The organism is Paenibacillus sp. Y412MC10 (assembly GCF_000024685.1).
Lineage (GTDB): Bacteria > Bacillota > Bacilli > Paenibacillales > Paenibacillaceae > Paenibacillus_AQ > Paenibacillus_AQ lautus_A.
In genome coordinates this window covers 404,899-419,336 of record NC_013406.1, presented here as the reverse complement: position 1 = coordinate 419,336, position 14,438 = coordinate 404,899, and the positions used below count along the sequence as shown (strand labels likewise).

Below are 14,438 nucleotides of genomic sequence, written 5' to 3'. Positions count from 1 at the left end.
AGCTTTAGAATCCATCCATCATGGATTCGATTGATCATGCGGCACGTTCACCTGGGCCACGGCCGCGGTTTCATTTCCAGCTTGATCCGTGACCGTATAAGTGATCGTGTAGATCCTGCCGGAGCCTGCACCCGATCTTGACGCGCGCAAGCTGAACGAGGTATCCATCGTGCCCAGCTCCGCACCCTGAATATCCTCCGCTTGCAGCTCCTCATTACTCGTAATGGAGGACAGCACGACGGAACCGATATCCGAGCCCGAATCGCTGGCATCGACGGAAGCCGTGACCTGGACCAGCCTCTGGTTAGGCGGCCACAACTTGACCGGGTCCGCCGTTACGGCCGCCACGGGCGCAGTCTGATCGATCTTCAAGGTCAACGACTTGATGGAACCCGGTTCCCCGGCTGGACTCATCGTCCGATAGACCAGCTCATGAATCCCGTCCGTATCCATGATCATTTCGGAACCGTACGTCTGCCATTCTCCGTCATTCACGCGAAACTGAATGTCGTAGCCGTCCGGCAAGCCATTCGCTGCGCCAAGCTTCACGGTTACCGGGCTTCGGTACCAGCCGTCGTTGCCATCCGGCTGCTCCGGCGTCAAAGCGGCGGTAAGCTCTGCCGCCTCCATGCCGTCGGCCAAACCGATGCCGTCCACATGGAAATATCCTCCTTGCCAATGCACCCGGCTTGCAGGGACAAGCCCGATTTTGATTTTGGTGATCCGGTCCTTATAGGCCCAATCCCCTAAGTCAACCGCCAGGTTGCTCCACTGCTTCGGAGGAACATTCCCCTCTGCTTCCAGCACATGCTGATCGCTGTACACCTTTACCCGAACGGTATAAGATTCGGCCGCAGGTCCGTTCGAAGGATTGATGCCAAAGAACAGGTAGGGTTTGCCCTCGGCATTCAGCGGCTCGTCGAACCGCTTGGCGATGCCTTTGCTATCGCCCAGCTGCTCTCTGGTCATCACCGTAGCCTTGAGCGTTTGACTGCCGGTCCAGGTGTGGGAAGCATCGGTTTCGACGCCGGATACATACTCTGCATGGGTCCAGCCCTCATCGCCGTTCTCAAAATCAAACAGCATTTCCGCGCCCTCCAGCTGCTCCGGAGGAAGGACAGCCGCTGGCGCCGTATCCGGTATCTCCCGCCGAGCAAGCATGCCGGCATCGAAGGATGGCGCGATATCCTGCCAGTCGGCGATGCCAATGATCGGCTTCGCGAATTCCGTCACCTCCAGCGAACGTTCCGTATCGATATACTTAAAGACATCATACACCAGCTTGTGCTCCGCAGGGATGCTGGCGCCCCTGCTCGTATCCGGATCATGCGTCCACAATCCGAGATTCAAGCCGTACTCTTCGGCATGGTCCACATGCCGGTGCAGAATGAAGGAGTCGATGCCGTCCAGGAAGTCCGTAATGTAATAGGCATACGCATAGGCTGCCGCCTGCAGCTGCTGGCCTTCCGGCGAATTGTCGCCGCTGTGGAAGCCCTGCTCGGACAGGATAATCCGGCGCGCCTCATCGCCGTACATGAACTTCGGCTGCTTCATGTAATCAACGAGGACGTGCAGGTTTTTAAACGTGATTTTCGGCGTATCAAACTGCTCGAGGGACTGCGGCGCAACCCAAGCTCTCGGATCGAACAGGTTTTCCGGATAAGGATGATAAGCGATATGCCATGGAATATCTCCCTCTGCGTCGATCTCCGCCTGAAGCGTATCGATGATCGATCGGCCGTCGAACGAGCCGATCTGCGTGGATGGCAGCTGCTGATCCCAGTTATGCGTCAGCGAAATATACACTCTGGCGTTGCTGTAGAAGCTTTTTACGACGGTATTCGTTATTCTCACGGTCCGGGCATAGTCCTGAACGAATTCCCTGACCGTTTTATCGTTGCCCATATTGTACCAGGTCTCCCCGGCGTCCACCTCGTTGCCAACGATGTAATTGACGGCTCTGCCGTATTTCTCGTCCTCGCGCGAGTAGCGCTCCGCCAGGAAGGCGGTGATGGCTTTATAATACTTCGTCCCTAGCTCATCCGTCGTATTAAATGCATAGACGATGCCTTCCGTGGCATCCGGATGGAGCAAATACCGGTTAGGCGTGGTATCGTCCATTCCCCCCTTATACATGAGGAGGATCAGGGATACCGTCACCCCGTTATCGGACAAACTCTTGATGGAATTATCCCGCTCCTCGATCCAATCCTTCTTGAAATAGAAGGTCTCCCCTTCGTAGGAATATTCGAACGTATTGGCCGGATTGACGGCCCCGTTCATGTACAGGGCGTTATTGTAATCCACGTTCAGTGCGGCATGGCTGATGCCGAGGTCCTCCGCATCGCCGACCATCTGCACCTGCAGCCCCTTCTTGCTCTTCGCCACAGGGAACGGATACGTATTCGGCGCAAGTATCTCCGGGTTGCTCACGTATTTGGCGCGGTCCACGAGCTCCAGTGATCCGTCCGGAAGCCTGGCCGCGACCGCGAATTTGGATTGCAGCCGGTTGTGTCCCTCTTCTCCTGCAAGGTCCAGCTCAAACATGAATTGATCTTGAATCCCTTGCTCGGAAATCGGCTCTCTGTTCGCCAGATCCCTATCCGATTCATAAGGCTGCAGCTCAAATAACTGAAGTACTCCGCCTTCAAAATTCTCCGCTTCCCCTGGCTTTAATGCGCCCTCAATCACGATCCGATCCCGGGAAGCCGCAATTTCATGCCTCGTGAGCTCTCCGGGAAAAACCTCGATCGGAGCCAGCTGCTTGAACCGGATCTGATCGATGCCGACTTCTCCCGTGCTTGCCCCTTCTCCGCTCAGGAACGTCAACCGGAACTGCTTCAGGCTGCCGCTCCACTCCGGATGCAGCGACAGATTAAATTCCTGTTCAACGGACTGGCTGTTATCCGCTTCGATGTCGAACACCTCCGACTTCGTTTCATCCCATTCGGGGCTTTCCTCCGTAATCCATTCAACTTTTATTTTCTGGAATTGAGACTGGTTCCTCAGTTTAACGCTTAATGTATTGTAATGATCGATATCCTGGATGATCACCGGAGATTGCAGTACGGGATCGGCACCCGTCAGTGTCAATCGGAGCTCTCCGCCGGCTGCGTCTACCTCGGCACCTTGGGCGGTAAACCCTTCCGTTTCCCCGTCCACGTTAAAATCCATGCCGATGGCGTTCGATCCGCTGAGATAATCGATCTGGTAATTGCCGCCCCAGAATTCGTATCCCGGATCGCCCGGCTTCAGTCCGCCGTGATCGAAGTTGAGCATGAACGCGAATTCGATCTTGGTGACGTGGTCCCGCTGGGTCCAGTCCTTGACGGACACCGCTACTTTGCTCCAGCTGTTCGGATTGATTTGGGCAATGCTCTCATAGGAATCTTCGCCGCTGAACAGGGTAACCTTGATCAGATAGTCCTCTGTCTGCCATCCGTAACAGTTTGCGGCAAACGTAAGATAATTCACCCCCGACAAGTCGAGCGGCTGATCGAAAGCCCTTGATACCGTTCTCCATTCATAGGCTTTGACTTCATCCGACCACACCTCGAGCACGTGGCTTCCCTCATATGGAGAATTCGGGCCGTTGGCATAACGGTCGACGTAGGTGACTTTCTCCGCCCCGGCTCCGCTGGTCCATTTACCTGGCTGGTTTACCGCATCGGGCTCGTTAAAATCGTCAATGACAATCGAAGGCGTGTAACCCGTCACGTTCAGCACATGGGGAGATGCCTTTAAATCCGGATCATACGTGCCCGCAAACACGATCCCGGCGGGATACGCTTGCAGGGTGAGCGCCAGCAGGACGGAATACAGCAGCAGCCTTTTAAACCCCTTCAACTTCATTACGCTTGTTCCTCCTCAAAATGGATTCTGTTGATACGATTACCGCAGTTCGACGCCATTCACCCCCTTTCCAAACCCCTATTCGCTCGTCTCCAAGCCGATCGCCTTAATCTCTGATTCTAAGCACAAGCTCCGTCCCGTCGATCGCTTTCACGGTAATTCCCTCCGGAATCGTGAGCTCGTATTTCAGTTTCCCTCCCTTCTCTCTCTTCCAGCTTGCTTCCATCATGCCAAAGCGCGTCGGCACAGCGCCTTCCGCCCAATCGAGATCACCGGCATGCGGGGCAAGATATACCTCCTGCTCGCCGAGTCTGCTTAAATCAAGGCCCAACACGGATTGCGTCAAAATATAACTCGGCGATGCGCCCCAGCCGTGACTAAAGCTCACGGGAATATGATCAACTAAATAAGTTGGCGTATTGCCTTGATAAGCGCTCGGCACGGTACAGGCCGGCGTTGATGGATCATACGTCTCCCACCAGGTGGTCGCTCCCCGGTCCAGCATGCCGCCCCAATAGCTTCTAATGATCTCCAAAGCGCGGTCTACGCGTCCTTTGCTCATCAGCGTCTCCAGAACCACATGATAGAAAAAAGCGCCTTTTAACGGCGGCAGCTTTCCGCCGTCGTACCATTCGTCCAGGAAGCGGTCCTCTTCCGCCGGGTCCATCAGGCCGGACCATATCGCCGCAAAGTTGGTCTGAGCCGTGATCTGCTTCGATAATCCGTCCGATCCGATGCAATCCGCAAACACGATCTCGCCGGGGGGCCGCATCTGCTCCCTTATGGCAGCGCGAAGCTGGACCGCCTGGTCCTTCCACTGCCCTGCCAGCTCGTCGCGTCCGGTCTCTTGCGCCAGCTCCGCCGCCAACCCGAGCGCCTTGTAATAGAAGCAGGAGACGGCCGTCACCCGGTCGCGCCGGTCGATGTAATCGGCCCAGTCGATAAAGCACCACCAGCCAGGCCGGTCGGCGCCGGCAAACAGGCCATCCCGATCCTCCTGCAGCGCGAACCACGCCATCAACCGTGTAATGGCCGGCCAGATTTCTTCCAGGAAATCGCGGTCCTTCGTATACCGCCAGTGGGAATGCACGCCGAACAACCAATGCGCGCAGAAATCGGGCAGCAGGAACGAGTTTCGTTCCGGGCCGGTACCGGGTATGGAGCCGTCGTCATTCTGAATCCGCGCCCCTTGCAAGAGACATTTGCGCAGCAGCCGATCATCGCCGAACGCGTGGTAGATGACTTTGCCCATGACCACGGCATCGGCTACCCAGAGCGCCTTCTCGCGCAGCGGGCAATCCTCCAGATGATCCTGGCTGTTCACCAGCGTCGTATACGCCCCGACCTCCCAAATCCGGTTCAGGCGCTCATCGCTGCAGCGAAAAAAGCCGGATTCGTCAAACGGATAGTGGACGGATTCGACGCCGAAGCGCGATATCGTCAGCGCGGCCGGCGTCGCCTGTGCCGTAACCTGAAGGAAACGGAAAGCCCGGCGGCCAAAGGGCTTCAGCCGATTTCGCCCTTTGCGCAGGATGAAGGTATCGTACAATTGCAGCTCCAGCGATTCTCCGTACGACAGTTGGATCACGCCGCCCGCAGGCGCGTCCAGCTCCAGCTCGGGATACCCCACGATTTCGCTAGCAAAGTCATATACAACACCCGGCAGCGAGCCGGGCATGCTGGCATCAAGCGTCCAGCCTGTTGTACCTGCCGCTAACCGACCTGGATCTCTTTCTGTTTCCGCCGAGTCCTCTTGCAAGCCAAACGCTTCATGACCCCGAGGGGCACGCTCCGGCGAACCGAACGCTTCCGTGCTGCCTAAGCGATTCCGCAGCATGCCCGACTCCCCCAGGCTGACGCCGAAATTGGCCTCGGTCCGCACGATCGCTGCCGGACTAACCCATTCCCTGTGCAGCGGAGGAATCTCCCGCGGAAGCAGTCGCGGCCATGGCGAATCCGGATCCATTGCTTTGGCGATAACCACCGCCCCGCTCCAGGAGGAATCGTCGTAGGCGGATTCCTCCCATCCGTCCTCCTGCTGCGCGAGATAAACTTCGCGGAATCCGTTCCACTGATGCTGGCGCGACACCTGGGCCATCCATCTTGGCGATCGCCGGACCTTCCAATCCGCATCCGTGGCGGCCACGCAGAACACTCCGTTCCCGCGCTCGATCTCAAGCTCGGCAATCAATCCCCCCGGCCCTTGCATCTGGCCTGTCACGATATCGGTCGAACCGAAATTGTAGGCGACGATGGCCAGCACATTCCTACCTTTCGGAAGCAGCGGGGTCACATCGATCTCGTCGTAATATTTCCACTGCTGGTCGGCAGGTGAAGGGCCCCTCCCGACCACGGTACCATTGACATAGAGCAAGTACTCCTGGTTGGCTGACACGTACAATCGGCCCGCCATCGGCGCTTCCTGCAAGTCAAAGCTCCTTCTCGCTTCCAGATACACGTTGGCCGTATTCGGGGGGAAATCTCCCCAAATCCAGCTCGCTTGCCAGTGATCTTTCATCATGCCCTCCCTGCCAGCTCGGCTTCCCCGATGCGAGCTGATTTGATCATGCGGCCATGCTCAAGCTTCCATTCCACCTTAATCAAGCCCCTGGGACTTGGAATCACGCCCCGTGCGGCCGTGAGCCCTCCGATCGCATGAGGCTCAAAAGCGATGCGGGCATATCCGGGCTCAAGCGCGCGTATCCCCAGGACATACCTGGCAATCCAGACCACCGGCGTGCTCGACCAGCTGTGGCACAAACTCATCCGATAGGAATCGTACGCGGTATACGTGGTCAGGGCATGGTGAATATCGCTGCTCGGCGTCAGCCTGATCCCCTCCCAGAAAGTGGTTGCTCCTGCATCCAGCATCGTTCCCCAGACCGTAGCGATAACCGCCCACGCCCGTTCGTGCATGCCGTACTCCGAATAGCATTCCGCCAGCCAGTAAGCGGACAATGGCGTGAGCGGGTCCCCCAGCCGATAGTCGAGGAGAAATTTGCGTGCGCTGTCTTCTCCCACATACCCGCTCTTAATGCCGATGACCGAGGTGAGCAGCGCGTATGACGGCCCGATGAACTGCTTTTCCTTAAGCTCCGCTTGCGGTTCATCCCAATGGAGCCCGAGCTCCGGCATGTAATCCGCCAGCTGCTTCATTTGGCTCTTCGCCATGCCGTAAATCGCGTTCAGGCACGCCCACGATTCAGACGTCCCCATGGGCGACCATTCGATAAAGGAATGTGCTTCACTGGCATCCGGCATGAAAATCCCGCTGCACGGATCCGCATTCGCCTTCACCCAAGCGATATGCCGCTGCAGATCCTCCCTTATTTCCCATACGAATTCGCGGTCTCCCGTCTCGAAGTAGTAATCCCATATGCTGCTGAGCCACCACAGCGTATAGGAGGGGAGATTGTTCATCCAATAGCCGTAAGGGGTCCGCCCCAGCTCCCGGAGCGACCGCTTCAATACCGAATAATCGTCCCAGAGCGAGTATTCGGTTTTGGCGGCCAGGTAAATATCGTAAGCCCAATTGAGGCGGTCCCGCTTGATGCCGTCCCACAATCCGATTTGATGGCAGACCCGGCTGGTATGCACCGACACCTCATAGATGCGCTGCAGAAGGTCGTTGTCCGTCTGCAGCTGCCCCGCCTGGTTCAGCGCGGCGCCGGCTGCCTCCAATCGGAGCTCGATATGGAATGTTCCTCCATCGTCCCCGCTTACGTAAATTTGCACGTACCGCATGCCCTGGGGATTCGTTGCCGACAGGCTCCCCGGCGGAATCGCCAACCACTCGGTCATGCATCCGTCATAATGCCGCAGCTCCTGCAAGGATTCAGCGCCATTCCACAGCAAACCGATCTCGGAATCGCCGTGGTTGGTCACCTTCATCCGCACATTGAGCTCATGGGGCAATTCCAGCAGCAGCTTCGGCATCCGGCTCAAATCCAGCCCTTTCTGCTGAGTCCTGCGTTCCTTCCATTCCCCCTGCTTCAGAAGATGATAAAAAATATGCCGTTCATTCCGGGACTCCACTTCGCCTAGGACAATTCGCCCCCCGGCCGTTCCATTCATCTGAATTACACCATCTATGCCGCTGACCGCTTCCACTCCGGCTGCGGACATGACTCTTATGCCTTGGACAGGCTCGACCACGATATCGCCGTATCCTCCGGCAATAAACCAAGGAGGCGCATGATCCAGGTCTCCGAAAGGCTCCTCGCCCCAAACGCATACCACCTCCGCCGGGCCGTCCCCGGCCTCCCAGGTATCATCCGTTGCCAGCCATAAGCCTTCGCTTCCGCTCAAGTAGGCGATGCATCCCACCGAGCGGTCATGCAGATGCATATTGATGGGATGCATCGGCATCGGCTCCGTATTTCGGAGCTCGATTCGGAGCGTATAGGCTCCAGGCTCCAAACCGCCGGGGAGCCCCTCTACCGGATAAAATGCGGACGTGTGCCTGGCATGCTCCGGAAAATGGCCGATCACGGCATCGTTCAGCCTGATCTCGGCTTCTCCCGTACAGGCGATTCTCATCTCTAGCTGCTCAACCGCGGCATGCAGGACAAAGGTTTTTTCCAGTACGACATGCCGCCGGCCCTCACGTTCCCTGTGCCAGATCCAGCTGGGTATCTTCTCCGCTTGTCTGTGTATATTCATCCATCTCTCTCCATTTGGTCCGTCGTTTTATATTTTTAAAGCTCCTTGCGTAACGCCCTGAATGTAATACTTCATCCCGAAGCTGAACAGCAGCACCAGCGGAATCGCCGAAATGATGTACGCCGCGAATTCCACGCCCATGTTGGAGATGCCGAACTGGTTCGTGAATTGCGTAAGCCCGACGCCAATCATCTGGATGCTGTTCGATTTAATGGTCAAAAGCGGCCAGATGTAATCGTTATAGATCCCGACGGACTGCATGATCATCAAGGTCATGAGAACGGGAACGGACAGCGGCAGCACCATTCTTGTGAACACCACGAATTCTCCCGCACCGTCGATTTTGGCGGCATCAAACAGCTCGTTGGAAATGCCCGCCATGAAGCTCCTGCACAGAAAGGTGCCGAAAATCTGGCCGCCCGCTGCCGCGCTGATAATGATGACCCACGGCGTATTCACCAGCCCCAGATTCGCATACAGCACATAGGAAGGGATCAGCGTCATGACGCCTGGTATCATCATGATGGCCAGCATCAACATGAACAGCACCTCCTTGCCGAGAAAGTCCTTCTTGGCGAAGGTATAGCCGGCAACGGCGGACAGGGCCACGACCAGGGTGCCGCCCACCGCCGCATACAGCACCGTATTCAAGGTATACCGCCAGATCGCCGCGAAGGCTTCCGCATAATTCGCGGTCTGCGCGGGGATCGGCATCGTCCAGATGCCTCCGAGAATCTGCGCGTTATTTTTGAAGGAAGAAATCAGGGTGAAGGCAATAGGGGCGAGGGTCAACGCAACAAAAACGATAAGCAGCACATAAAGCCCCGACTGATGAACGAGTCTAGCCTTAGCATTCATGCCGTTTCCCTCCTAATCCGTATTGGTTTTGATGAATTTCATATTGATGACCGTAATCACCATGATGATGGCGAACATGCTGACGCCAAGCGCCGACGCATAGCCCAGGTCATTGAATTTCGTTGCGGCAAAATACATCTGCAGCGCCGGCACATAGGTCGAGTCGGCAGGCCCCCCGCCGGTCACGATCAGGATGGAGCCGAAGTCCTGAATGATGCCGATCAGCGCGAGCACGATCAGCAGCTTGAATTGTCCCGCCAGCAGCGGCAGGTGAATCGCCCGGATAATGCGAAAAGGTTTGGCGCCGTCGATTCTCGCCGCTTCGATCACTTCTTCCGGAATGGCAATCAGCCCCGAGTACATCACCAGCAGCTGCAGGATGCCGACGAACGGGAAGCCCATCATTATGATGGCCCACAGCGCCGTATTCGGGTCACCCAGCCAAGGATGGCTTAGCGAGCCGAGTCCGATCATGCGCAGCAGCTGGTTCACAAGGCCGATGTTCGGATCGTACATGTCCTGCCAGACCAGCAGCATGCCAACGGATGGAATGACCATGGAAATGACGAAAAACGTGCGGAATACATACTGGGACCTTTTGCTTCTCAGATGATAGATCAGCTCCGCCACGATCAGCGGCGGAATGAGCGCCTTGAACAATCCGGTGGCGATGAGGATGAGCAGATTGCCCACGCCTTTGGTGACGTACGGATCGTTCGCCATGCGCCTGAAATTGTCCAGCCCGATAAACTCGCTTCTTGCCCCGGGATTCCAGTCGTACAAAGAATGAATCAAGCCGGAGAACGCCGGGATATACAGAAATATGATAAGGAGCGTAAAGCTGGGGAGCAGCATGGCATACGCCAGTTTGCTCTTCCACAACCGGTGAAGAATGTAAGGTTTTTTGCGCCATAACCAGAAAAATAACAGGGCCGTCAACAGAACGAATACGATCACGGCCGCTACCTGTACCACGGTTTTGACCATCGCCGCCTGTTTGCCTTGCTCCAGCACGGCCCCGACTTCATATTGGAAGACGGCTCCTTTATCCGAGCCTGCGAAGAGCCGCGTGCCGTCTTTGCTGAACCGGATTTGCTGGCCGGCTCCGGCCTCCTTCGTGCTCCACAACAAATCGCCGTCTTGATTGGCCACGTAATAATTGCCCGAGTAATCCGCTACCCCGATAAACTCCCCGTCATGGGTGACATGAACGGAGGTCACTTTATCCTTGGTCAACAATTCGCCAAGCCTGCTGCCCTCCGCCGAATAGAAGACCGCTTTATTGCTGGACGTTCCGACCACCATCGTTCCGTTATCCGCAACGGAAGCATGAAGAATGTCGCCCTCCAGCGGCGTCTGGAATTGCAGCTCGTCGGCAGGATTGAACAAATAGGCATACTGGTTAGCGGCTCCGGCTGCCAGCCATTGCCCGTTCGGGGATACCGCGGCGCTCTTCACCGCGATGCCGATCGGAATTTCACGCAGCGTTTGTCCTTGTTCGTCCAGCACATGCACCAAACTTTCGTTATGCAGCGTCACGATAGCCAGCTTGCCGTCGGGCGTTGCCGACAGATTCTTGATCATTTTCTTAAAATCCCGCTTCCACAGCTCCTTGCCGTCAGCACTCAGCATATAAAGATGCCGGTCATCGGAAGTGACGAGCATGCGGCCGTCATTCAGGAGGGCGACACCGGTCACGACGTTGTTTGCCATGAATTCGAATCGCTGGGTGCCGTCACGCTGAAGAAGAATGGCACTCGCATTCTGCGTACCGACCGCCACCAGCTCGCCGTTTTCCGATATGGACAAGGCTTTGATCGTAAGGCCCTGCTCCATCGTCCAGATCGGCTCAGAGGCATGGATCGGCTGGGCATATAGAAATAGCAGCAGCGAAGCCAGCAGGCAGGAATATATTGTTCTCATCACCTTCGTGTTCACACTCCCTTCCATGCCAAGTGAACCCGCAGAACTCCACCGATGAAGGCGAAGTCCTGCACCTTACAGTTATTCACAGCCTTCTAATGCTACTGTCTGACAGGCGGCTGACGCTCCGGATTCTCGATATCGGAGAGTTCTTTTTTGCGTTCCTTGAGCATGGCTTCGAATTTGGCGTCAATATCCGCCTGGTACTGCTTCAGCAGCTGATCCACATCGATTTCATCGTTGAAGTATTTGGAGATCAGACCGATATAGCTTTGCACGGACGGCTGATAGTCATGGAGACCGCGGGCCAACACGTTGCCCGGGCTGTTCAGCCCTTCCGTATTCCCGATCGCGTCAAACGATTCGAACGTCTTCTTCATTTCTTCCGGCAGCTCGATATCGTTAAGCAGCGGCGCGCCGTTCAGGGAGGCGTCTTTGGAATTTTGGACGGCTTCCAGGTACACTTTATATCCTTCCGGGCTGGTCAAATACATCATGAAATCCACGTTCAGGGCGGTTTGCTCCGCATTCTTCTTCACGAAGCCGTAGAAGCCGGTGTAGATGTGAATCGTTCTCGCCGGAGCCTGGACCAGCTCCCCTTCCATGGAAGGCATGTTGAAGAATCCGAAGTCGAAGGATTTCACGCCGCCGCTCTCTCCCGTTTTTTCCGCATCGGCAAAATCCTTGGGAAGCTGCCAATAGGAGGACGGAAGCGCGACCATGGTTGCGGCCTTGCCTGTCAGGAAGAGCTTGTAGGCCTGCTCCTCGGACATGCCCATAAAACCGTCCGGCGCGTAACCGAACAAGGTTTTCAGATTTGTCATGACTTCGCGCCACGCCGGATTGCCCTCGACTTTATACGGGCCGACTTTGTTTTTGATCGCCTGGTACATCCGCAGCTCGTTCGTCGATACTTTGGAACGGGAATCGTTGTACGGGTCGCTCAGGTCGAACTTCCAGTTATCGTCGATGTTTGGCATGTACGTATAATCTTCCGGCTTTGATTTGATCAGCTCCACGTAATCGCGGAAGTACTGGTCCGGATAAATGCGCATGAGCCAGCCCGCCTGACCGCTCCACAGGGAGAGCGCGTTGCCACCGATCGTGAACGGGATATGACCCGCCGCCTTCAGTTTGTCGTAGGTCGCGATGAGTTCATCGAACGTTTTAGGGGTATCGGTAATCCCCGCTTTCTCGAACATCTCTTTGTTGTACATCCAGAGGATTTGAACCGATTCAAAGTTAAGCGCTTGCAAAGTTTGCAGGTTAGGGTCATCCAGATTGACGCCCATGCCGTCCAGGTTGAAGCTTTCCTTCCAGAGCTTTCCGGTGTATGGGTTCTCCGTCTCCAGCCAAGGCTTGAAGTCCACGAATTTCTGGTCTTCGTTCAGGTCGCTGTTTTCATTCGTGTTCACAAAATCGGCTTCCGGCTCTCCGGCGGCAAACTGAGCCTGCAGCCATTCGCGGTAGCCCTCGGCCGGCTTGATATCCACGACGACCTTCACGTCCGGATGCTTAGCCATGTAAGCGTCGGCTACCTTGCCCCAAACCTCGGCTGAGGCACCGCGCAAGGATATTTGGATCGTGCCGCTTTTAGATTTTTCGGTATCTTCTCCGGCTGATTCGGCTGGTGTTTTGTTATCCGTTGGGGTAGGCTGTTCGGATGGTGACGGGCTGGCGGTATTGGGTCCGCTGCTGGTACAGCCCGCTGCGATGATGATCATTAGTGAGGAAATCAAAATGAGGCTTACGATTTTTCTAAAATGGATCATGACGTTCACTCCCCTAAGCGTTTAATGAATTCGCTTACATTTATGTGAAGTCTTAGATGTCTAAATTGGACCCGCATCACTCCCTTCAAGGTTAACAGGGTGCAAAAACGTTTTTGCACCCTTCAAAAAAAAGAATCGTCCAACGAAAATATCCGTTTTCAGGTCGATTCTCTTTCAATGACGGTACACGGCAAAACGATCGTCTGAATATCGTCAAAACGAATTTCGCCGTCAATCAACTGCATTAACAGCTTCGCTGCTTCCAGGCCCATCTGCCGCATCGGCAGCTCGATCGATGTAATGGATGGCCGGGCCAACTGGGACACGGCCGTGTTATCGAATCCGATCACCGCCAGGTCCTCCGGCACCTTGTAACCCAGCTCCTGAGCCTTCTCGACGACGCGGGAAGCGATCACGTCGCGTCCGGCGATGATGGCGGTAGGACGCTCGGCTCTGTTCAGCAGCTTCTCCGTTTCCGTATACCCGCTGTCTTCTTCGAAGGAACCGATCTCCACCAGCCGCTCATCGAACCCGTCGCCTAATTCCTCCATGGCCTGGCGGTAGCCGTTATATCGGTCCAGCGAGGCATCCACTTCCAGCGAGCATGGGGTGATGAGCGCAATCCGGCGATGACCTTTGCCGATCAGATATTTAACGGCTTCATAGGCGCCTTGCTCGTTATCCGCATTGACGCTGTGACACACGCCGGGCATCGTCGGCCTCCCGAGCAGGACAAACGGAAACCGGTTCTTGATCAGCTCCCCATACGGCTGGTTAATGGCCGCCCCCATCAGGATCAGTCCATCCGCCGATTGCTTGCGGTAGACGTCCAGCAGGTGATCCGCCAATTTATTCGTACTCGGCTTCTGAAAGGACAGCAGCAAATCGTAATTGTTGTCTCCCGTCGCCTCCCCAAGCCCCTTGACGACGTCGAGGAGAATGGTATTCTCCAAACCGTCCACCGTATCCTCGACCACCAGGCCGATGTTGTTCGTCTTCTTCGTAACCAATCCGCGCGCGGATTGGTTCGGCCGGTAATTCAGCTTCTCGATTGCATCGAATATCCGCTTCTTGGTCGCTTCCGCTACATGCGCGGAGCCATTGACCGCAAACGACACGGTACAAACCGCTACGCCGGCCTCACGGGCGACGTCTTTTATGGTTGCTGCCATCATGATCATCCTTATCCAAAATTATAGGGGAACATTTAATTAGACTATAAACGCGGTGTTGCAAACAATATTTGCAGAGTACAAACCACTTATGTAAACGCTATCAGATCTTAGCCGATTACGGCGCTATCGCGTTGAGGAAAGAATCACCGAATGACGCAATGATTGATGTCCTCATGATGCAAAACGTTTTTGCAAA

The 14,438-nt window shown here is 55.8% G+C and carries 7 protein-coding genes; all 7 read right to left on the bottom strand.

Translation table 11 applies throughout. The features are described 5' to 3' along the window. Positions 1–18: 18 nt before the first annotated feature. On the bottom strand, positions 19–3,852 hold the full coding sequence (locus GYMC10_RS01820) for a DUF5722 domain-containing protein (protein WP_012818573.1): 3,834 nt from the start codon (positions 3,850–3,852) through the stop codon (positions 19–21). Positions 3,853–3,958: 106 nt separating this feature from the next. Next, positions 3,959–6,373 (bottom strand): glycoside hydrolase family 78 protein, encoded by a 2,415-nt coding sequence (locus GYMC10_RS01815; RefSeq protein WP_261979533.1) that lies wholly within the window; start codon positions 6,371–6,373, stop codon positions 3,959–3,961. Beyond that, complete coding sequence (locus GYMC10_RS01810) at positions 6,370–8,514, bottom strand: alpha-L-rhamnosidase C-terminal domain-containing protein (RefSeq protein WP_012818571.1); 2,145 nt, start codon at positions 8,512–8,514, stop codon at positions 6,370–6,372. The genes GYMC10_RS01815 and GYMC10_RS01810 overlap by 4 nt, the downstream gene beginning before the upstream one ends. A 27-nt stretch (positions 8,515–8,541) precedes the next feature. After that, positions 8,542–9,372, bottom strand: coding sequence for a carbohydrate ABC transporter permease (locus GYMC10_RS01805; RefSeq protein WP_012818570.1), 831 nt, complete (start codon positions 9,370–9,372; stop codon positions 8,542–8,544). A gap of 12 nt (positions 9,373–9,384) precedes the next feature. After that, positions 9,385–11,295 carry an ABC transporter permease subunit gene (locus GYMC10_RS01800; protein ID WP_261979731.1) on the bottom strand — a complete coding sequence of 637 codons (1,911 nt, stop codon included), beginning with the start codon at positions 11,293–11,295 and terminating at the stop codon, positions 9,385–9,387. A 101-nt stretch (positions 11,296–11,396) separates the two neighbouring features. After that, entirely contained in the window at positions 11,397–13,067 is a 1,671-nt protein-coding gene (locus GYMC10_RS01795) for an ABC transporter substrate-binding protein (protein ID WP_012818568.1), read from the bottom strand. 158 nt (positions 13,068–13,225) lie between these two features. Further along, positions 13,226–14,239: a LacI family DNA-binding transcriptional regulator gene (locus GYMC10_RS01790; RefSeq protein ID WP_041621914.1), complete on the bottom strand. Its 1,014-nt coding sequence runs from the start codon at positions 14,237–14,239 to the stop codon at positions 13,226–13,228. Between the last annotated feature and the right edge of the window lie 199 nt (positions 14,240–14,438).